Raw genomic sequence first — 22,365 nt, 5'->3', positions numbered from 1 at the left:
TGTGACAGGTTGCCGGTTAGTGACCTGTTGCAGCCCTCCTTGGGCTTTTCTGTCAACAGCTTGCAAACACCCCGAGCGAACAAGGTACAGGTCAATGTTTCCTGGTTTGTCGCTGTTTGGAATACCATTCATATGGAGGCTATTTATGCTGAAGAACTATGCTCAAAAAATTCTGGAAGTATCCCCAAACCTACGAATCGATTCGGTCATTCTCAATGAAAACGGTCAAAACAACACGGTCATTGAGGTCAATAATGAACTCATATTCCGTTTCCCCAAATATCAACAAGGCATTAAAGAGTTACATGAAGAAACGCGGTTATTAAAGTACATATACAAGTACATTACTCTTGATATACCAAATCCTATTTATGAGAGCCTCGAATCGCAGACCGTGGGAGAGATATTTGTAGGCTATCGTAAGATACCGGGAAAAACTTTCGACATGCAAGCTTTTCACTCTATGGGCCATGACGATTTAGATGTGATAGCCAACCAGCTGGCACAATTTTTATTTGAATTGCATAGTATTCCTTTACAAGAAGAGTTCGTCGATCACCACTATCAAAAAAATCAATATAAGTATTGGGAGGACATGTACATACGTATTCAAGAGAAACTGTTTCGTTATATGAGCAATGAGAGTCAAGTATTCATAAGGAAGCATTTCGAGGATTTTTTGAATGATACAATGAACTTTCAATATAAACCAGCATTTGTGCATGGTGACTTCGGTGTGGGAAATATATTGATCGATTATCACCTTCCGAAAGTTGCAGGCGTAATTGATTTTGGCGGATCGCATGTAGGTGATCCTGCTGTGGATGCTGCCGCCATAATAAGCGGATACGGAGAAGATTTTTTGAAACAGATGTACAAATTCTACCCTGGTCTTCAAAGTGCTGAATCGCGAATGAGGTTTTACAGGGGCACATTTGCGCTTCAAGAAGCTTTATTTGGTATTGAGAACAATGATGAAGAAGCGTTTAAGAACGGCATATTTAATTATCAATGATCACCCATGTCCAGGAGACATTCCTGCAAACAATCGTCAACAGCCTGCAAACAATGAGTTTGTAACCACAACCCAGCCCATCCATCCCTCCGGGTGCTACCTTGCTTCACTTGGCCTTTTGTTGGCGCTTCGTCCGGCTTGGTTCAGCCACAGGAGTATACTTTGCCTTGGTTCAAACCATACTGTTTCGCCAACCCCGTCGTCTACGGGCTTCTTGCTCCTGAATTGCTCCCAAGCGTAGCCAAGGGAGGTCGTTGCACATGCGCATTAGCATATCCTCCGAGGCATTCCCGCCGCGCTGATCGGAACCCCCATTTTTCCGGCTTGGAACTATTCAAGCATAGGGGTTCGTGGGGGGATAAGAAGCTGGAGCGATTGGATTAGCTATGAGGGGAATCCGATCGCGACGGGAGAAGAATAAGAGCCGAGAGGCCGCGTGGGACGCGGGTTTGAGGGCTGTGACAGGTTGCCGAAGGGCAGGCTGTTGCGGCCCTCTTAGGCGTTCTCGTTCAACAGCTTGCAAACAAGAAGCCGTGGAAAGCAGTTGCTAGTACCCTAGGGCCAGGGCGGTCGGGTCAAGTTGTTGTACACTCACCGAAATGGTAGATTTGTTTTGTCAACAATTTGGATTCGTCATAACTTCCAGAACTACTTAATCCCATATGTAGGATAGGAACTTCTGGGACGTTCTACTAGTCTATGTTATATGCTAGCAACATTGCGGGTGCGAAGTCAGTGGAGATTGCCGTCGCGCCGGAGGTTTTTGTTCATATTGAGTTAAAACAAATGTCGTAAAATGTAACGGAACAGGCGGAAAGGGGGAAGGCGAATGACCAAAGTGCTGGTTGTGGACGATGATGCACACATTCGCGAACTGGTACGGCTCTACCTCGAAGATGAAGGGATCGAAGTAGTGGAGAAGGGAAACGGCGCTGAAGCGCTGGAATACTCCGAGAATCATTCGCCGGATCTGGTCGTCCTGGATATCATGATGCCGGGAATGGACGGTTGGGATTTATGCGCCAAGCTCCGCGAGCTTGGAGACATGCCGATTCTCATGATTACCGCAAAAGGTGAGCCGGCCGACCGGATCAAAGGCTTCAAGCTGGGTACCGACGATTATCTCGCGAAGCCGTTCGACCCAATGGAGCTTACGCTGCGGGTCAAGGCGCTGTTGAAACGTTACCGGATCGCCTGTTCCCAAACGGTCCAGCTTGGCGATCTGCAGTTGGATCGCAAAAGCTACCAGGTTGTGAACAAGGGAGGTCTGGAGGTCACCCTGCCGATGAAAGAATTCGAACTGCTCTATAAGCTCGGGAGTTATCCGGGGCAGTTGTTCACCCGGGATCATCTGATCGGGGAAATTTGGGGGATGGATTATGAAGGAGACGAGCGGACCGTGGACGTTCACATCAAGCGGCTTCGCGATCGCTTCGCCGAACACGAGTCTGATTTCCGCATTGTAACGCTGCGCGGTCTCGGCTACCGCCTGGAGGTGTACCGGGATTAATTCGCTCTATACCCGTATCGTCCTCCTTTTCATCGGCGTCATCGTTGCCAGCCTCATCATCGCTTCCATCGCGTCTACGCTGCTGTTCCAGAAACCGTTTGAGCAAACGCTGGAGAACAGCTTGTTGTCGAATGGCAAGCAAATTATTCAGACCTACCGTTCGTCCGCCGGAACGGAATTGATTCCCTTCATGAACAACGTTTCCAGCATATCGATTTATGCGATTCAACTATTCGACGCCTCAGGCAAGCCGTTGCTGGAAGACAGGTCGGAGCCTGTCGTTCCCGATGCGGAACGGATTCGTCACGTGCTAGCCGGCGGCGTGACCAGAGACATCGTGAACGAAGGCCGGTATCCGATGGTCGGACTCCCATTCTCGGTTGACGGCAAGTCCTATGCCTTATTCGTCATGTTGAAGAGCAATGAATTGTGGATGCAGTCGAACAAAGAAGTCAACACGGAGCTGTTGACCGTCTTTCTGATCGGAAGTTCCCTCATTCTGGTCGCCGCGCGATTCATTGTGAAGCCGCTTCTTCAGTTGAGAGATGCGGCCGGGCGAATGGCTCAAGGCAATTTTGACGTGCAGCTCCGGACGAACCGCAAGGATGAGATCGGACAGCTTAACGCGAGCTTTAACGAGATGGCACAGGAACTTGCCAAGCTGGACCGGATGAGGCAGGAATTCGTGGCGAACGTATCGCACGAGATCCAGTCGCCGCTGACGTCCATCTCCGGTTTCGCCAAGGCGTTGAAGCAGAAGCGCATGAGCGAGGAAAGCCGGATGCATTACCTGACGATTATCGAGGAAGAAAGCGATAGGTTGTCCAGGATCAGCCAAAACCTACTGCGGCTTTCTTCCTTGCAGCACGATCGTCATCCCGTCCAATCGGCGGCTTTCCAGCTTGACGAACAGCTACGTAACGTCGTCATCGCTCTTGAGCCGCAATGGTCGGGTAAAGAGATCGCCGTCGAATTAGACCTGGAGCCGGTAACCGTCCATGCGGACAAAGATCAACTTAGCCAGGTATGGACGAATTTGCTGGGCAACGGCATTAAATTCACTCCTGTTCGCGGGAGGGTTTGCATTCGCGCCTATGCCGACGGTCGGTCGGCGGTCGTCCGCATAACGGACACCGGAATCGGAATACCGGAGGATCAGCGGATGGATATTTTTAAGCCGTTCCACAAAGCGGACAAGGCTCGTGACCGCGCCATTAGCGGAAGCGGACTGGGTCTGTCCATCGTCAAACAAATCGTGGATATGCACAAAGGGGAAATCCGGGCGGATGGAGAGCCGGGCGGAGGTTCGGTTTTCACGGTGAAGCTTCCGCTCAGGAAGGGCCTGTAACAACCACATAGCCACATCTCACCTGATTTCATCACAATCGGAGGTCGCCGGCCTCCGATTGTTTTTTGTAACACTCAGTTCATTTTCAATTCAAATGCGACGCTTATAGTATCCCTAGATGAATGAAAGGAGAGAGCTTGCATGAATTAGGTAACCGGCTCCTTCACCTCGAACATAGTCTACTTCATTTCGGCTGGACTGGCGCGAGTGTGTAGGGATGAAAGAATTCACGAGAAAGCAGGAGAAAACATTACTTTTACAGTAGGAGGAAGATTATGCGTCTATCTTTTAGTCGTTGGGTAAAGCGCGTGGCCATCACCACCTCTATCCTTGCAGTCGCTCTAGTCTCGATCGGCGGCTTTTATGAACAGGCAGCTCGCAGCCGGGTTGCTAAGGATTTCCCGGCCCCTGGAAGGCTTGTGGACATTGGCGGTCGACAGATCCATCTGAATTGCAAGGGTCAAGGCACGCCTCTCGTCGTGCTCGAGGCGGGTGCCGATACAAGCGGGTCTCCGCTATGGCAACCCGTGCAGGAACAGGTCGCCCGGTTCACGCGGGTTTGCTCCTATGACCGGGCCGGCATTATGTGGAGCGATCCGGCCAAAGGTCGGCGAAACAGTCGCGCCATTGCCGAAGATCTTCATAAGGTCCTGCGTGCTGCAAATGAACAACCGCCTTATGTTTTGGTCGGTGCGTCCATGGGTGGCCCGTACGTCATGACTTTCACCAAGTACTACCGAAAAGAGGTCGCCGGGATGGTTCTGGTCGACGCCTCACATCCTGAGCAGACCGCGCGCCTCTCTCAGGCTACCGGCGAGCCAGCGAGCGATCCGATTCCATTCGTGTTTCGCGCCCTCGCCGCAACCGCGTGGACCGGTTTGCCGAGGCTCGTGCTTCCCGATGCTGAAATCCCGGAGTTGCCGTCCCAGACGGCAAAAGCAATCACAGCCTATCAACCGACATCGCTCAAAGCCGCATTCGCAGAGGCAGCCGTATTCGAAGAGTCGCTAAGCGAGGCCGGCACATTTCGCACCCTCGATAACCTGCCCCTCGCCGTGCTTTCCAGAGGAAAACCTTGGAGTGCATTCAGCGAAGCCGAACAGACCGCAAGCGGCCTCACGCGCGAACAGTTCAATCGTGCGGAAGCAGCTTGGGCAAGCATGCAGGCCGAGGAAGCCAGTTGGTCCTCCAACAGCACGCACCAAGTTCTCGCAGACTCCAGCCACGTCATGCAGTTGGAGCGCCCGGACGCGGTCATTGCCGCTATCAAGGACGTCTTTGGAAAGGCAACAAGCGCTGAAGCAAGTCCCTAGTAGAACCTCCCAGAAGATCCTACTCTGTACATGGGATTAAGTAGTTCTGGAAGTTAAGTCCAAACAATCATACGAAATAAAGTTATTGGGATTTGGCTGCAAACAACTGCCAACAGCCTGCAAACAACAGCGGCGGCTCCCCCATCTACCTCTGGGTGCTACCTTACTTCACTTGGCCTTTTGTTGGCGATCCGTTCGGCTTGACCCAGCCACGGGTGGATGACTTCCCCCGGCTCAAACCGGATTGCCGCTCAAGCCCCGTCCTCCACGGGCTTCTAACACCACAAATCCTCCCAAGCGTAGCCAAAGGAGGTCGTTGTACATGGGCGTTGGCATATCATCCGAGGCATTCCCGACGCGCTGCCCCGAACCCCAATTTGTCGGCGTTGGAACTATTCAAGAATAGGGGTTCGTGGGGGAGTAAGAAGCTGGAGCGACTGGATCTCTTATAGGGAGAATCCGAATGCGACGGGTGAAGAGGGCAAGGCATAAGGTCGCGTCGGACGCGGGTTTGGGGGTTGTGGCAGGTTAGGAGCAAGATACCTGTCGTAGCCCGTTTTTGGCGTTCTCGTTCAACAGCTTGAAAACAATAAAGGGAAGAAAACAGTTGCAAGAAGTCCGGAGCCAACCACAGCCCGGCAGTCGGATCAGGTGGTTGTTGAATGATCGGTTGCCTTGCCGCAGACTAGAGTGGCTTTACACCAAGCATGTTTAGACCTTGCCTCACATTGGCGTGTCCGCCATTTTCCATTAAGTAGCATGCATATAATCGGATTGTTGGAGTCTGAATATCCAACTGAACCCTAAAGAGCTTTTGGGCATCGAGAAAGGGTTGGGCAACAGACTGCGGTAAAAATCCAAAGACTGATCCTTGCAGAAGCATCGTGAGCATAATTGTAGAATGATCCGTTTGCAGTGCCGGAATATATCCGGGTCCCACAGTAGCTTACTTTCTTCAAATAAGTGGAGCATCCTTTCGGCGTAAGGAAGAAAAGCGATGCCGGCTTGAGTTAATGTTACATTGCGATTGTCTCGTAAAAACAAGACTTTGCCTATGGAATTTTCTAACGCTTTGATTCTCGCGGTTACAGCGGATTGGGAAATATGCAGATGATCGGAGGCCTTTGTGAAATTCAACACGCGGCATACAGCTAGAAAGGCTTCTAATTGCGATAACTCCATGTTCCACCTCAATGATTCAAAAATTTGATTATTACAACACGAAAAATTCGTTATACAAATAATACTCTTACATTTATGATCTTTTTATACAGTATTGGTTTTGTCGTACGTTGCCAGTATCAACTCTGATAAAGTGAGGGGAAATATGGATAATGAACTGAAAGTGAAACAAATAACATCAATTGCGGAATATGTCAAAGAACTTTCGGAACTCTTGATGGAAGTCGTAGAAGATGGTGCATCGCTTGGTTTTTTACCGCCGTTAGGCCGCGCGGAGGCTACGGAATACTGGGAAAACTTAATTAAGCCTGATGTACTTATTTTTATCGCTGAAATGAACAACAGAATTGTAGGAAGCGTGCAGCTTCATATATGCACAAAGCCGAATGGCAGCCATCGAGCTGAAATCGCAAAACTAATGACACATCCTCGTTATCGGCGTATGGGTATCGGGCGTTCACTGATGCAGAAGGTCGAAGTATGTGCGAAACGGGAGGAGCGATCTTTACTGGTTCTCGACACAAGAGACGGGGATCCTTCTAATGATTTATATGCGTCACTTGGATATATTCAGGCCGGAAGGATTCCGTGTTATGCGAAATCGGCAAATGGCGAATTACACGCAACGAATATATATTACAAGTTCATAGGTTAAACTCTCGTGATACAGAAGGTAGCAGCTGCAAACATTTCGCTGGTTGTTGCTATCATTGCTGTGATTAACCAACAAAAATAGACCGCCCCGTTGCAAGGAATGCAGTCTATTTCTGTGATGGATGAGAATCCGGTTGCAGTGGGGGAAGAGTAAGGTCAAGGAAAAGCATATTAGTACGTAGATTTAAAAATACACCGCAAAGTGGTATATGCCACGGCGGTGTATTTTTTTGCTGAGTAGCCAACAAAGAGTCAGCAATTGGCTTCAGAAAAAGTATACATCGTGACCGACAAATGCGGCTTGCTGATGACAGTCATTTCTTTTGGGAAAGCCGCACCGCCTGTAACCCGCAGTAATTCGGAATCCGTGGCAACGCAAAGGAAGTGACGAGTTTGTATAAAGCCGGTCGTAGAGAATGTGTATTGAGCATGCCATCCAATCTGGGGTACAATCTACTCTAGAATAATGATAATGATTATCATTATATATAAATGAAATGTTTTGCTACAAAACCTAATACTTATGGGAGTGAATTTAATCATGGCAAGATCGGGATTTATGAAAACAGGATGGATATCGCTTATAACGGCAGCAATGATTACGGTGACAGGCTGCGGCTCGGCAGGCAATCAAGCTGTGCCCACAGCGACTGCCGACCAACCTGCACAGGTAACGGCAGCGCCAAGCGAAGCTCCGCCTCAGGCGGAAACACGCGTCGTAACCGATGGCTTCGGAGAGGTAGAGATTCCGACAAATCCGAAGCGAATCTCGGCTCTTTATCGTGAAGATTATTTGGTTGCGCTTGGGGTAACGCCTATTGTGCAATATTATAACCCGATGTGGGGCAAGCAGGATTATTTGAAGCTGGAAGTGCCGTTATTCGACGTGACCGGCAGCATCGAAGCCTTGATGGTGTCCGAGCCGGACTTGATCATCGGCGCCGGAGAGGTCGATGCAGCACAATACGAGCTCTATTCCAAGGTTGCGCCGACGTTCCGCTTGCCGGACGACGTTCTTGCGGATTCGCGCAAAACATTGACCCTAATCGCCGAATTGCTTGGTCTCAGCGACAAGGCGGAGCAGGTTCTTGCCGATTACGAAGCCCGTATTGCCGATGTAAAGGCAAAGCTGAACGCGGCGATCGGCGATGAGAAGCTTGTTGTTCTGCGGATGAACGTCGTAGACAAATCGATTAATATTTTCGGCATTCATAACACGTTTGTCGGACAAATCTTGTATGAGGATCTTGGGCTGAAGGCGCCGGGGTTCGCCGAAGCGATGACGGAGGGCAATATCGTCTTGTCGAAGGAGGTCATTCCGGAGCTTGACGCGGACCATATTATTTTGCTTCCGTCCAACGGTACGTGGGAGGACGAGAGTACCGCCCAAGCGTTTGAGGAAATGAAGGCGGATCCGTTATGGCAAACCGTTCCCGCATTTAAGAACGGTCAAGTCTATCCCGTAGAGAGATCGTATTGGCAGACTGGAGCCATTACGGCCAACGGGTTGAAGATGGATGATCTGCTTCGATTGCTGGCTTCCTAGCAGGAAATAAGCGTGATTTGGGGAAAGAGCCGCTCTTCAACGGAGGTTGATGGACGGCTCTTTTTGTTTTAAACTATATATAATGAGAATGAATATCAATTAGAGGGCGGTTGATAGTCACGATGGATATTGAACGGCGCAAACAAGCTGGGACTGCTCCTTTAGTCCACTATGTGCTGCGATCGATCCGTTTAATCGTTGCGGGCGAGCAAGCGGAAATGAGTGATTCGGACGGCAGCGATAGAAACGATAAGGAAAGCTTTGAACTGCTCGTTATAATGAGCGGGACGGGGCAAGGGAAATGTTATTTGCAGGGGCCTGGAAGATCTATATCTGTTGATCAAGAGGTTTCGGGCTGCAGCTATTACCGAGTGTGCTTCGAAACGAGCGGCGGCGAAGCAGCTTCGAGCTTGCTGCCGGATAAGCATGAGCTTGCCTGCGCGCCCTTCGCGAAAACGATGGAGCTGCTTGACGAGTTGTATTTACTCCGCGGAGCGAGCGACGAGCTCGAGCTGTTCCAACGATTCGTGAGATTTCAAGAGCTGCTGCTCTTTCTATTCCGCCAAAATGCGCCTGCTGCCGAGGAAAAGGGAACGGATGGCGAGCGGCATGGAATAGATCAAAGCATCCGGCATATTCATCAGTATTACCGTGAGCTTTTGACCGTGGAGGAGCTGGCCTCCCTCGCGGGCATTGACCGCTGGAAGTATACCCGCCTGTTTAAAGAGGCTACGGGTCAAGTACCGCTCCAGTACTTGAATGAAGTACGGATTAATCAAGCCAAGAAGTGGCTGGCAAGCGCCGACGACAAGCTGCTCGATATTGCGCTGAATGCAGGCTTCAACAATGAATATTATTTCAATCGTCGTTTCAAGCAGACGGTAGGCATGTCGCCCGGACAATACCGTCGCAGCCGCAAGGGACAGCTTAGAGTAGTGGCGCCGTATTTGGAGGATTTTATAGTCGCGCTTGATATGCAGCCTATCGCCCAGTATTGGCATGCGAAATGGGGTAAACAAGACTATCTGGGCTTAAACCATATTCCGACGTTCGACGAGAACGGCGGCAACTTTGACGCGCTATCCGGCTATAAGCCGGATCTGATATTGCTTATGGATCGTTACGAGCAACAGCAATATTCTCAGTGCCGACGCATATCCAACACGTACATCCTTCGCGAGCAGACCGATAATTGGCGTACGCTGCTGCGTACCGTCGCCGACTATTTCGGCAGGACGGAGTTGGCCGACGATGCGATCGCAAAGTATGATTTCAAAGCACGGAGCGCGAGTCATAAGCTGAGTCGGGTTTTGAAAGATGAAACGGTCGCTTTTTTGCGTATCTCGGCGGATCACATCATTCAATATACGGAAGAAGGGCAAGGCTTTGTTTCGACCGTTCTCTACGGCGATGTTGGCTTGCGCTCCCACTCCGCAGTAGGCGTAGCTTCAAAAGCGAATAGACCGGGCATGTTCAATCTCTCTGTAGAGGACCTGCGTACATTAACCGCGGATCATCTGTTCATTACTTTCGATAAGTGGCATAGCCAGGCAGAAGGAAAGGAGAGGGAGCTGCTGGAGCAGCCAGAGTGGCGCGATCTGCCCGCCGTACGAAACAACCGCGTTTACGAGGTTGATTTTCTGACTTGGATGAATAACGGCATTATTTCCAACGGCAAAAAAATCGATGATATCCTGCGATCGTTAGCTTGATTTGGTTTTGTATAAAGTGATCGTCGATTTTGTCCATTGTTATTGTCACGTTGCCGAAGCTAAAATTATGTTGATAATGATTATCACAGCATGGACGTTACATAAGCCGGCTGGAGGAGGACTTCGATTGACTGAGCAGCTTGAATTATACGATGTGACGATTATCGGCGGTGGTCCTGCGGGAATGTATACTGCTTTTTATAGTGGAATGCGAGATTTAAAGACGAAGCTAATAGAAGCGAAAGATGAGCTGGGTGGGCGGATGCTTATTTATCCCGAGAAAATGATTTGGGATGTTGGAGGGGTGGAGCCGATCCTATGCGAGAAGTTAATCGCTCGATTATCGGAGCAAGCGAAGACGTTCGACCCGACAATCATATTCGGCCAGCACATCATCGGATTGGAGAAACAAGCGGATTCGACGTACATTCTGGAGGCTGCAACGGGGGAGAAGCACTGGACGCGCACGGTCATTCTGGCTATCGGCCGCGGCATTCTGCGAATGGCGAAGCTGGAGCTGGAAGGGGCCGAGCGCTATGAGGTGTCCAATCTGCACTATACGGTGCAGGAACTGGAGCCTTTTAGGGGGAAACGAGTGCTTATTTCGGGTGGGGGAAACTCCGCTGTCGATTGGGCGAACGAGCTGGTTCCCATCGCTGCCCAGGTTACAGTCGTGCATAGGCGCGACCGCTTCGGCGGACATGAGAAAAACATTGTTCGAATGAAGGAGTCTTCTGCCGATGTGCTTACGCCATATGAAGTCACGCAGTTGTACAGCGGCAACGGAAAGACGATTGAACGGGTGACGATCACCCATATCGAATCAGGGGACTCGCGCGAGCTGGAAATAGACGAGGTTATCGTCAACCATGGGCTGAAATCCGATTTTACAGGCATCAAGAATTGGGGACTGGATATGGACGACTGGAACATATTCGTCAGCCCGAAACTTGAGACGAACTTGCCGGGCATCTTCGGGGCTGGCGACTTCGCCAATTACGAAAGCAAGCTCAACCTGATTGCAGGGGCGTTTACGGATGCGGCCTTAGCGCTTAACAGTGCCAAACGGTACATGGATCCCGAGGCGCCGAGAATGGCCTACGTATCGTCGCATAACGAGAGGTTTAAAGAACGGAATAAAGCGCTTGGCGTATCCGATGAATAACAGGGGCTGCTATCATTAGATGACCGGATCGGAGCGATGAATCTCTGTCAGAAGGGAAAAGAGTACCTTCTTCTTTCTCATTTCGCTCATTCCTCATAGTGGAAATACCTCCCTCATTTGTGTTCGACCTTATTCTAAAGTTTGACACTAGTGTAGAGGTCAATAAAATTTCAAAAAAAGGTACAGCCTCTTCAATTTTCTTGAAGGGCTGTACCTTTTTCTGAGAGACGTGCTTGAATTCAATTGCCGTCAGCTGACGGATGGGCCGGTCGCCACGGTCGTGCTGACCGCGTCGGACGTCTTATCCGTCGTCGTGAAGTAGTAAGAATGGTTGCCCTTCGACAGTCTCGTGACGAGTCTGTACGCTTTGCCGTCCGCGTAGTTCGTGTCGCTCGCGTTAACCTCGACCATCTGACGTACGACGCCGTCGATAACGGCCTCCACGACATAAGGCGCTTGGTTATCGGCATCCGTATACGTGACATTAAACGTGAAGTTCGTCTGGCTGTTGCCGGTTGTAGCGCTTACGCTGCCTGCGGTTAACGTCGGCGCGGTTCCGCTGGCCGTATTCGTGAATTGGAAATCGTCCATGAACATTTCGCCGTAGCCCTTGACCGTCTGCTTCAGCCAAATCGTGAGGACAGCTTTTTTCCTGTTCATGTTAGCCGGAGCCGCGCTCGTGTCGAACTGTAAGTCGGTCCAGGTGGTAGGGACGCTGATCCAGCCGCCCGTCAAGGAGTAGCTGTTCGTGCCGTCCGATATGGATACCTTCAAGCGCAGATTCGGATGGTTCGGATTCTTCACCTTCATGTTAACGTAACGGTAGCCGTCCACGTTAAACGATTCGTTCCAGTGCTGGAACCTGGCCTCCGAGCTAGTCTGGGACGGATTCTGCGTAAACTTGCCGACGTTATTGCCAGGTGTATCCAGAACTTTGGAGAACGTGCCTTCGTTGTTGCCGCCGTTCTGGTTCCACCAGTTCACCCAGTGGTGTCCGATCGAGCCCCATACCCCTTTGCCGTCGAAATTATCGAATAGCAGCGGATGCGACGGATCCGGAAGCGGCCGGGCAACCGTATAGTGCATATGGCTGAACGAATAGTTGCCCGAGGTATCGTTTCCTCGAATCCTCATAATGTGATTGGAGAGCGGATTGAGTGCGCTGGTGTCGAATGTGTACTTATAGGCAGCGCCGTCTAACGTCATCGGCACATAAGCACCGCCTGTTCTCACTTCGGGCGTACCGGCGTTGGTGCTGGTGAATACCGTGACATCGCCGCGTACGTAATCCCCGATAATCGGGCTTAACACTTGTAGCTCAGGCAGATTCGATGGAGAGGTTGCGGCATTGTTAATCGTGCTTAGTCCCATAACCGTGTACAGCATGCCTGCCTGGATGTTGATGCTGTACTCGTTGTAACGCCATTGGTTCATATTGTCCGCGCCTTGGTACCTGTCTTCGTACCAAGGACTGATGCTATAAAAATCCTTCGTATTTTTGATATTCGCTCCGCTTACCATTGCGCCGGGGATAACAACGCCTTGGCCTGCGGAGTTGCCGGCTTCTTCATCCAGGCGGGTATGCAGGAAGTCGACATAATCCGATCCGATGCCGGACACCCAGCTAATATTCCATGGATTCTGCCCGTAAACCCAGTACATCGCTCTCTGAATGACGCGGAGCGTGTCGGGATCGCCGAAGAGCTCGTAGTACCGCATCATATCCCCGATATAGGACATAAGCGGCTCGTTTACGCCGAAGTTGCTGAATTGGTTCATGACGCCGTACGGCGTATCGTCCATTAGCGACAAGACGTAGTGGAACTGCTGATCAAGCAGGTTCTTAATATGCGCTTGCGTCGCCGTATCGGCTACCGGATAGAATTCGGCGAGCGCAATCGGCCGCATGCTCCAATACGCCGTCGAGCTCAAATCGTCGAACGTGAGGGCGCTCGCGGCAGCCGTTGCCGCATTCTTGTAAGCTACATCGTTCGTAAGCAGGTACATCTCGACATCCGCGAAAATTTTTGATTTGTTGGGATCCCCGTGCTGTGGAGTGGTGGTCAGATTGGCGGCCATGAAGTCGTACATCGTAATGGCTGCCGCTTCATATTCGTTGGCGGAAGCGGTGAGATCCGTGATGAGAGACGTCGGCACATCTCCTTCGGCGATTGCCGTACGGATCGCGCGCGCTGTCGCCGCGAGCGTTGCCGCGCCTTTGCCCGATCCTTCGACGCTGAGTACGTCGGTACGAAGCTTCCGGTCGTCCGAATTGCCCGGAATGCCATCGGTTTCTTTGTTCGGATGCACAAAGGCGCCATGATGGGAAATGTTGTACATTGCGCCGTCGAACAAGTTGGAAAACTTCACCAGATAATCGCTGGCAAACATCGCTTCGTCGATGAGGTCGGGAATATCGTTATTGTCGTTATCGAATTTGACGCTGGGCGAGTCGACGTTCCGGAGATAAGCCAAGACGATTTCCGCGCCTACCCATTGATTGGCCCCGTACTTGCCGTAGTCGCCTGCGTCATAATGCCCGCCTGTCAGGTTGTAGCTTGTCGTGCCGTCAAGGCTGATGGCGTCATCGAGATGTCCTGCAGGGTGGAACACTTTATCCGACGGCGGGATGGTGCTGTACCCCGGAGGATAGGCATCGGATGTCGCCACGCTGGCGCGTTGGATCCGATAAAAGGCGGTCATTTCATCCTTGTAGTCGTCCCATACGTTGTCCGTGATCGGGAACGGGAATGAGGAAATGCCGTTCGTCTTTATGGTGTAGTTATCGCCGATCGTCTTAATGTTAGGGAATTCGATGACGTAGACATATTTGCCCCATGTCATCCCTTTGTACGTCATGTGCCCGGAGTGGAGCGAAGTATTCGAGCCGTCAAGGATCTGGTAGCTGGTGTCGGACAGGAAGGTCGTGGAGGTTATGATGGCGTTCTTATAATCGTTCGCTCCGTAGCCGACTTGGCTCACGAGGACATCGACGATGTTCGACGATTGCGCAACGGTCGGCGAGCTTTGAGGCGTCGTGGTTGCGGCAGGGGAAGAACCGTCGGCCGCTCGGAAGTAATAGGATGTCGTGCCGACTGGCAGCTTCGACAAGTAGATGTAGTCCTTGCCGTCGGCGTAGTTCGTGTCCGTGAAATCGGCCTCGCGCATGTTATAAGCTTTGTCTCCGAAAACAACCTGCATCGCGATTGGCTTGTTGTTATCGGCATCCGTATAAGTCGCCTTGAAGGTATAGGTTGTATTCTGATTGTTGATCGTGCCCGAGTTGGACGTAAGCGGCGCGACCGACAGCGTTGGCGAGCTGCCAGTATTGTCTGTCGTACCCGTAATGTGATCCATCAGGATTTCTCCGTAGCCGGTAGCCGTTTGCTTGAGCCAAACTTCGAAGCGGATCCTCTTCTTATTGATCTTGGGGCTGAGCGCGTCCAGGTCGATCTGCGTATCGGTCCAAGTCGTCGGAATCGCAGCGAAACCGCCCGTCATGTCGTAGTTCTTGTAGCCGTCGTTGATGACGATGCGAATGCGGGCGTTGGGATAGCCGGGGTTCTTCATTCTAAAATTCAAGTAACGGTAGCCAGACAGGTCGACTGTCTGATGCCAGGGCTCGAACTTGGCCAGCGAAGCGCTGGAGGTCGGAGTTTGCGCGAATTTGCCGACTTTAAACGTGTCGACCGTCACCTTCGAGAAGGTGCCTGTTCCTCCGGATTGGTTATACCAGTTCTGCCAAGCTTGCTTAAACTCGCCGTTGTTGTCGAAATCGTCAAAGATTAGGGGGGTGTTCGGATCCGGGAGCGGTTTGACGGCAGCATGCGTTGTTGCAGGAGCCCACACGAGCGCTTGCAGCACGACCGCCAGACCCAGTCCGATCAAGAGAAATTTTTTAGCCCGTTCTCCTATGCGGGTGACGCTTGTCATAAAAATACCTCCTCTACATAATGGAAAATCATTTTGCGGCATTGCTATTTGACTGAATTACGTTCCATGCAAATCTCAGAAGCGCGGCTTAAGGTTATGAGTGAGTCTACCCTCCCTAAAATTCGTAATCGCTTACAAGATATAGATTAGTAGATTCTTAGAGACATAACCATGAGGTATATAAGCATCGATGTGATCTAATTGAGTAGGTCCTGCTTAGCGTGCGGGGCTGAGCCGGCTAGAGTGCATCGCCTGGAAAGACGAACCGCACCAATAGAAAACAGGCTGGCTCCCGGGTTATAGTACAACCTGAGAGTCAGCCTGTTTATATGGAATAAAGATTAGGTAGGGAATGAGAACGTCAGTATGATCTGCTGTACATTGCCTGCACTGTCGCGTAGGTTACCATTGACTACGAGTCCGTTGGAAGTAGCCTGGTTCGCGAGAAACGAGGCAGAGATGCCGTCATCCTGCGGGTCGATTGTGTCATCAAGGAAGGTGATAAGATTAAGCAGATTCGAGCCCGCCGACAACGGTTGCGTCAGCAATGACGAAAGGCTGGTCAGGTCAATGTCGCCAATCTTGGTAATCGTCAACGTACTTGCTTCGCTGACACTAATCGTGCCGCCAATCAGTTTGTCTGTAACGTCCAGTTCGATCGTTCCGCTGTTGCCGCCCGATATCGTCACCGTCTTCGAAGTCGTAGGAGACCCGGAGAGTGTAATCGTTGCCCCTGTAATCGTTGGCGCTGTCGTATCTGTGTAAACAGGAGTTGTCGGCACAGTCGTCGGCACAGTCGTCACACGCTCCTCGATGCTCGGGTCGATTAGGCTGAGCTTGTCGTAAGTCGGAACATCCTGCACGTCGGACAGCTTGACCTGGATCGGCGCGTCAGGCAGCTTCATTGTCTCGCTTAGATGCTTGTCGGCATTTTGCTTAACGTTGCCGTTCGAGTCGACGGTCACCGTTGTGGCGTCGAACAGTGTGCCCGCGGTCAGATAGGAGCCCCATTGGCGGGTAAGCGGCAAGTTAAGTTGCTGAATCTTTAGAAGCGGGCTGTCTTTACTAACGATTCCGGAGTCGATGGCTTTGTCGATCAGCCTGTCCGCATCCTGCAACGAATCAGCGGGATAGCCGAGCGCTAGCAGATAAGCGCGCAGTACTTCCGCGAAGGTCGGTGGCGCGTTCAGTTGTAAACTTGCGGCATCAAATTTGCCATTCGTCATCGAGTCGAGCGCTTGCAGCACGTCTTCCTTCGTCATTGAATTCTGAGGACCGAATTGATCTCCATTAGCGGAGAAGGTTCCGAGCGCCAACAGCTTGCCGATCGCTGGCTTGTTTTCATTCTCAACGGCTTTGATATCCGTTTGCAGTTCGTCCGTGGCATAGGAGCTGACAACCAGAGCTTCGCGTTTGGCTGGTGCAGTGAAATCTGTAACACCTGCAATGAGTCCGGCATTAACCGCAGCTGCCACATATCCCTTCGCCCAATCCGACACGCCTCCCACAACAGCGTTAGTATCTGTCTGAATCCCTAGTGCACGGACCATCACGGCGGCGAGCTGTTCCTGGGTAACATTGCCGCTAGGGTTAAAGTTGCCGCCTCCTACGCCTTCTATCAGGCCGGCTTTCTTGGCGGCTTCAATATATCCCGTTGCCCAGTTGTCGGCACTTACATCATTGAAAGTGCTAGTGACAGGGTTACTGTCGACTTTCAGACCGGTTAATAATGCTGCGACTTTGGCGAATTGGGCACGCGTCATATTCTGATCGAGCGCCGATGTGCCGGTGCTATCCATACCGTCAAAAATCCCTTTTGCTTTCAATGCATCAAACTTCTGTTGTGCAGTCAACTCTGTGGCCGCGCTGGCCAAGCCGGAAAATGCGCCCATTGTAAGCAACGCTGACAATGCGATTGTTGCTATTCTCTTCATAATTTACTCCTTCACTTACAAATTTGGTTGGTTGTGTTGCAAATACTATGTAATTACTGGAATAATTTCATTGTAGCATGTCAAATTGCGTCGAAGCTACACCTATTTTGTTGCAGGCTGAACGCCCCAACTGCATATAACCTGTGCTGTCTGATTTGTCCGGAAATTGGTCGGAGGCTATGATCAAGTGGGCTGGTTGGGTCAGCGGCTACCCGGACGGCAGCTTCAAGCCGAACCTGCGTCACAAACGGCGTTGTCGGGTGTTATACAGACATAAATGCTGAAAGGAGGGAATGCGATGGGGCTTGAGGCGGAACGGGAACGAGAAGCGGCTTCCGACGAAGGGCTCATTCGCGCCGTACGGGAAGGGGCGACTGAACGATACGAGGCACTCATTGAAAAGTACCAGCAGCGATTGTACATCTACTGCTATCATCTGCTGATGCAGCGGGAGGAAGCGGAGGATGCGGTGCAAGAGGTATTCATTAAAGGTTACGAGAAGCTGTCTCAGTTTGTGTACAACCAATCTTTTGCAGCGTGGCTATATAAGATCGCCTATCATCATTGCTTGAATGTGCTGCGTAAGCGGCGAAGAACGGCGCTGCTGTCGAAGTTGCTCAAACCGCTTGGCCATGAAGGTGCGGACGACGGGTATGCAGAGGCGAGACGGAAGGAAGTTGCGTTGCAAAGCGAGCTTGCGCTAGGGCGGCTTACGGTTGTCGAGCGGTCGCTTATCGTGCTTAGAGTAATAGAGGGAAAATCGTATGAAGAGATTGGACAATCGTTTCCCCAATCGCCTGCCGCGCTGCGCAAAAAAGTGGAGCGTGCCAAATTAAAGCTCAAGCGAATATGGATGGAATTGGAGGGGGATGTAGATGGAGAAGCAACAAAATATGCAATGGCAAGAGAATCTGAGCGCATTGGAAGAGCGATTGCCCCGGATTGATGTGACCGATCGCGTGATGGAGGCGATTCGCAGCAAGAGCGGGAGCGGGCAAAGACTGGAGTCGGACCGGTATCCGATCAAACGAAAGAGCGGCAAGGCATTGTACGTTTCGTTTATCGCGGCGGCTGTTATTTTTGCATGCGGCTTTGGATATGCTGCGGTATCGTGGAAGCTGTTTGCCCCGGACGGGGCGGTTTCTTTGGAAATGATCAGCGTTTCACCAAATGATGTATCGATAGAACCTATCGGTCCGGAATTGCGGGATATGCTGCATGAAGGAGAAGCGGGAGTTTTTTATTTGAGGGATCAAAATCGATATATCGGGCTCGCGCATGAGCGGGATTATGGCGAATTGGAATTTGAGCAATTTGCAGCCGAAACCGGCACGCATAAGCCGTTGCGCGAGCTGGGAGACGGCTTTATTTTCCATCAGGGAACGCTTATGCATGATTTGAACAAGCTGGCGCCCGACTTGAACTGGGGGGACCCGGACGGGGATGAAAGTGTCAGCTTGCGCAAGGTGCCGCTTGGCAAAACCGTCGGGTATAGCGCGGTATATCGCGATGACAGCGGGCATCAATTGACGTTGAGCGCCTGGTACAACATACCTGAGCGGCAGATTTATTCAAGCGAATTGGATAAACTGGTTAAGGAAAAAGTGACGATCGGCGAAATAGAGGCATTCTATCTGAAGGGGAAAGACAGCGATATGCAAAGGATGGCTTGGGCGGAAGGCGAAGGAGAGCTGCACGTATATTATCAGTTGTTCGATTCGGCGATGGATAAGCTCCCGCGAGAGCGATTGGTCGAAGTCGCGGCTGCTATAGTGGGACAATAATAAGCTTTGGATCCCTGTTAAGAAGGTTCGATAGATATACTTTTGTACAAAGGGCCATCCCGGAAGGATGGCCCTAAAACTTGTCGTTAGCATTCTATTGGGGAATAAGCATATCCGATTTAGAGGCGGCATGGGCGCGGAATGAATGGGTGAGCGTGTCTCGCTGCACGGGATCAAAACCTCGACCACCCGAATACCGGTCGCAACATCCTGCGCATCCAATAAGCGATTATCGTCCCCGGGTTCCATGCACCGCGATTCTGCAGGAACTCCAAATATTGATCGTTGATGATATAAGTCCAAGTGGAAGCAGGGGTCTTTAGCCCGAACTTTTCCCACATCGCCGGATCGTTGGAGCCTCCCAGCTTTATGAGCATATCCGCTGACTCCTTATTGATTTTAGCCGGAATTTCCGCAAATGCCTGGATGATCTGCTCATGGAATTCGTCGATTGGATTGCGGTTAGTAAGGCTCGTCAAGTGGATGCTTTCGCGAATGTAAGAAACGTATGCCAGATGCTCGGCCCAGAACTTGTCGATAAAATAAAGCCGTACCCGCTGCTCCGAAGCGCTCATCGACGCCTTGCCATTCAAAATATCGAGCCGCTCCGCGTATAACATACGTCTTTGATCCTCTACCATATCCGAATAACTGTTTAGCTCCTGGCGGATATGGAAGTTTTGGCCCATGATCACGCGCTGAATATGCGAAATCTTGCTGGGGAGCACGGATTCGCTTAGAGCTTCATCCTGTCTGAGACCGCGCAATTCTTTATCCATGCCGAACTTAAGCAATATCTCGTCTTCCAAGCTTACGAAAAAAACGGAAGCCCCCGGGTCGCCTTGGCGGCCGGATCGCCCGCGCAGTTGGTTGTCGATCCGCACGCTTTGGTGCATATGCGTACCGATCACGTACAACCCGCCTAGCTTGGCGACGACTTCCCCTTGCGCGGGGTTTCCGCCCCCAAGCCGAATGTCGACGCCGCGTCCCGCCATGTTGGTGGACACCGTCACGGCGCCGAGTTCTCCCGCCTTGGCGATGAGCTCGGCTTCTTTTGCGTCGTTTTTCGCATTCAGAACATGGCAAGGTACGTTGGCCGCCGCTAGCGCCTCCGCCAGCATCTCAGACTCCTCGACGCTAGACGTTCCAATGAGAATCGGCCGCCCCGTTGCATGGACGGACGAGATTTCTTGTACAAGCGCCTTAAGCTTGGCCTCCTTATGGGAATAAATCCGGTGCGGATAATCGATCCGAATGTTGGGACGATTCGGAGGGATCGGCACGACCTCCAGCGCATAAATATCTCCGAATTCCATTGCGGAAACATGCGCGGTAGCCGTCATTCCGCAAATCTTCGGATAAAGGCTAAGAAAGTGTTGAAGGGTGATCGTGCCGAGAATGTTCCCGCCGGCTTTCGACCGCAGCCCTTCTTTGGCCGAAAGCGCGGTTTGCAGCCCGTCCGGCAAATGCCTGTTCTCCGCCACGCGGCCGGTATATTCGTCGATCAGCTCGATTTTACTGTCCCGGACGATGTAATCGACGTCTCTCTGCAATAACAATTCCGCATGCAGCGCGCAATTTAACGCCATTAACAAATAGCTATTATGGCTCTCGTACAAATTGCCGCATCCCAGCAGCGACTCTGCTTTCGCCGCACCCGCCTCGCTTAAATAAACGTTTCGCTTGTACTCGTCGAAATCGTAATGATCCTCTTGACGGAGCTGCCTGGCGACTGCCGCGAAACGGGAACCATCGTCGCCGGAAGAACCCGGCTCGCCGGCGATGACGAGCGGCACCCGCGCTTCGTCGAGAAGAAGGGAGTCCGCTTCATCGACGATGACGTAGTGGAACGGACGATGCACGGTATCGACTTCATCCAGAGCGATCGTGTCGCGCAAATAATCAAACCCCGCCTCTTTGGCCGTCACATACGTAATATCCGCGGCGTACGCCATCCGTTTCTCTGACAAAGGCATGCCCGCTTGAACCGCGCTTGCCGTTAACCCAAGGAACCGATAGATCGGGCCCATCCAATCCGCGTCCCGTTTCGCCAAATAATCGTTAAAGGTCAGCACATGAACGCCTTCGCCGGATAGCGCGTGCAGATAGGCAGGCAAAACGGCAGAGAGCGTTTTGCCTTCGCCGGTATGCTGCTCGATCACATATCCCTCGTGCAGAGCGATGGCAGCCATGAGCTGGACATCGAAGGGCTGTAATCCGAGCGCTCTCTTCGCGGCCTCGCAGACTAGCGCATAGGCATCGACAAGCAGCTCGTCCAAAGGCGTACCCGAGCTTGCTTCTTTTTGCAGCCGGAGGGATTCCGTTTGAAGCTGCCCATCGTCCCACGCTTCCAATTTCCGTTTTCGAATGAGCTCCGCTCTGTCCCGGTAGCCTTTCAGCCTATGCTGGTTATCGCGTTCTTTGAATTCTCGTACCCACTTGACGGCTAGATTCATCGGAATTTGAGCTCCCCTCGGTAGAAATAGGTTGATTTCTGAACAGGAATCAGACGCGGCTATACTTCCACATGGTTAGACTATAGACGAGGAACTGGCCCAATCCCAGCAACCCGAAAGTGATGAGTGTATAAACAGCATTGGAAGGGAGCAATATGACCGTTCCCACGGCTATGGGCAAACAAGAGCTGTAGTAAATATAGACGTTTCGGCAAGCTTTGAACGTGATCCATTGCTGTCCCTCATCCACGCCCCGAATTTCAAACGGAACTGTGGCCCAGACATTAATGCGGTCTTTCGGATTTTTGCGATTATAAACTCTTACAAGCGTCACCCACAGCACGCCTAGAGGGACAGCGAAGAGGGCGCAATAAATTCTTCCCGTCGTAGTCGAGAGTTCCCCCGACAGCATTAACTTCAGAAGATAAAACAAACCTAGCGTACTAAGAAACAATAGGGTTGATAGTAACGGCGAACGCATAACCTGTGCGAACATCTTATCCCTCCTCCTTTAAATAAAAAACTTTCTCCACGGGCAGTTGAAAAGCTGCGGCGATTTTAAGCGCGAGCGTAATCGAAGGGGAGTAATCGCCTTTTTCGATTAACCCAATGGTCTGGCGAGTGGCTCCGATGGCATCCGCCAGGTCTTGCTGCGACCATCTAAAGCGCGCCCTTAGTTCACGTACGTTGTTAACAAGCATGCAAGAGATCCTTTCCGGTTGCTGATTTGAAATGATTGTAAATGAAGTTTAACAAAATGTAAACAATGTATTGCATTTTATCGTGGTTCGACTTTGAAGGTTCGCCTGTATG

At 51.3% G+C, this 22,365-nt stretch carries 16 protein-coding genes; 10 read left to right on the top strand and 6 right to left on the bottom strand.

The annotated features are described in order from the left end of the window. Positions 1-145 precede the first annotated feature (145 nt). The 4 genes from B1748_RS23900 (at position 146) to B1748_RS23885 (ending at position 5,186) form a co-directional block, all read left to right on the top strand. A complete protein-coding gene (locus B1748_RS23900) occupies positions 146-1,015 on the top strand; it encodes a phosphotransferase family protein (protein WP_179215793.1) in 870 nt (289 codons plus the stop codon). Positions 1,016-1,844: 829 nt separating this feature from the next. Continuing rightward, positions 1,845-2,525 carry a response regulator transcription factor gene (locus B1748_RS23895; RefSeq protein ID WP_087570460.1) on the top strand — a complete coding sequence of 227 codons (681 nt, stop codon included), beginning with the start codon at positions 1,845-1,847 and terminating at the stop codon, positions 2,523-2,525. 124 nt (positions 2,526-2,649) lie between these two features. Further along, entirely contained in the window at positions 2,650-3,873 is a 1,224-nt protein-coding gene (locus B1748_RS23890; protein WP_256975892.1) for a sensor histidine kinase, read from the top strand. Between the two features lie 275 nt (positions 3,874-4,148). Continuing rightward, positions 4,149-5,186, top strand: a complete 1,038-nt coding sequence (locus B1748_RS23885; protein ID WP_087570458.1) for an alpha/beta fold hydrolase — start codon at positions 4,149-4,151, stop codon at positions 5,184-5,186. A 750-nt stretch (positions 5,187-5,936) separates the two neighbouring features. Here the strand turns inward: B1748_RS23885 and B1748_RS23880 are convergent. Then, positions 5,937-6,368, bottom strand: a complete 432-nt coding sequence (locus B1748_RS23880; RefSeq protein WP_256975891.1) for a LysR family transcriptional regulator — start codon at positions 6,366-6,368, stop codon at positions 5,937-5,939. A 145-nt stretch (positions 6,369-6,513) separates the two neighbouring features. Between B1748_RS23880 and B1748_RS23875 the strand changes: the two genes are divergently transcribed. The 4 genes from B1748_RS23875 (at position 6,514) to B1748_RS23860 (ending at position 11,445) form a co-directional block, all read left to right on the top strand. Next, the gene (locus B1748_RS23875) at positions 6,514-7,023 is read left to right on the top strand and encodes a GNAT family N-acetyltransferase (RefSeq protein ID WP_087570457.1); all 510 of its coding nucleotides are present in this window, start codon (positions 6,514-6,516) and stop codon (positions 7,021-7,023) included. Between the two features lie 540 nt (positions 7,024-7,563). Then, complete coding sequence (locus B1748_RS23870) at positions 7,564-8,568, top strand: ABC transporter substrate-binding protein (protein WP_087570456.1); 1,005 nt, start codon at positions 7,564-7,566, stop codon at positions 8,566-8,568. 122 nt (positions 8,569-8,690) lie between these two features. Further along, the gene (locus B1748_RS23865) at positions 8,691-10,280 is read left to right on the top strand and encodes an AraC family transcriptional regulator (RefSeq protein ID WP_087570455.1); all 1,590 of its coding nucleotides are present in this window, start codon (positions 8,691-8,693) and stop codon (positions 10,278-10,280) included. Between the two features lie 127 nt (positions 10,281-10,407). After that, positions 10,408-11,445 (top strand): NAD(P)/FAD-dependent oxidoreductase, encoded by a 1,038-nt coding sequence (locus B1748_RS23860; RefSeq protein ID WP_087570454.1) that lies wholly within the window; start codon positions 10,408-10,410, stop codon positions 11,443-11,445. A gap of 249 nt (positions 11,446-11,694) precedes the next feature. Here the strand turns inward: B1748_RS23860 and B1748_RS23855 are convergent, their stop codons facing one another. Both B1748_RS23855 and B1748_RS23850 read right to left on the bottom strand, forming a co-directional pair. Beyond that, a complete protein-coding gene (locus tag B1748_RS23855; RefSeq protein WP_179215792.1) occupies positions 11,695-15,378 on the bottom strand; it encodes a glycoside hydrolase family 9 protein in 3,684 nt (1,227 codons plus the stop codon). 341 nt (positions 15,379-15,719) lie between these two features. After that, on the bottom strand, positions 15,720-17,312 hold the full coding sequence (locus B1748_RS23850; protein ID WP_087570452.1) for an S-layer homology domain-containing protein: 1,593 nt from the start codon (positions 17,310-17,312) through the stop codon (positions 15,720-15,722). A 298-nt stretch (positions 17,313-17,610) separates the two neighbouring features. On the opposite strand from B1748_RS23850, the gene B1748_RS23845 reads away from it, so the two are divergent. Together B1748_RS23845 and B1748_RS23840 are read left to right on the top strand one after the other, a co-directional pair. After that, complete coding sequence (locus tag B1748_RS23845) at positions 17,611-18,258, top strand: RNA polymerase sigma factor (RefSeq protein WP_179215791.1); 648 nt, start codon at positions 17,611-17,613, stop codon at positions 18,256-18,258. Then, complete coding sequence (locus tag B1748_RS23840) at positions 18,188-19,096, top strand: hypothetical protein (protein WP_087570450.1); 909 nt, start codon at positions 18,188-18,190, stop codon at positions 19,094-19,096. Before B1748_RS23845 ends, B1748_RS23840 begins: the two co-directional genes overlap by 71 nt. Positions 19,097-19,269: 173 nt before the next feature. Here the strand turns inward: B1748_RS23840 and B1748_RS23835 are convergent, their stop codons facing one another. The 3 genes from B1748_RS23835 to B1748_RS23825 are packed head-to-tail and all read right to left on the bottom strand — an operon-like array spanning position 19,270 to position 22,253. Next, entirely contained in the window at positions 19,270-21,552 is a 2,283-nt protein-coding gene (locus tag B1748_RS23835) for a preprotein translocase subunit SecA (protein WP_087570449.1), read from the bottom strand. Positions 21,553-21,601: 49 nt separating this feature from the next. Then, entirely contained in the window at positions 21,602-22,048 is a 447-nt protein-coding gene (locus B1748_RS23830; protein ID WP_087570448.1) for a hypothetical protein, read from the bottom strand. Position 22,049: 1 nt separating this feature from the next. Beyond that, positions 22,050-22,253: a helix-turn-helix transcriptional regulator gene (locus tag B1748_RS23825; RefSeq protein ID WP_087570447.1), complete on the bottom strand. Its 204-nt coding sequence runs from the start codon at positions 22,251-22,253 to the stop codon at positions 22,050-22,052. Positions 22,254-22,365: the final 112 nt, after the last annotated feature.

The organism is Paenibacillus sp. MY03 (genome assembly GCF_002165585.1).
Lineage (GTDB): Bacteria > Bacillota > Bacilli > Paenibacillales > Paenibacillaceae > Pristimantibacillus > Pristimantibacillus agaridevorans.
The sequence above is the reverse complement of the archived record's forward strand: the minus strand, read 5'-3'. Positions and strand labels throughout refer to the sequence as shown.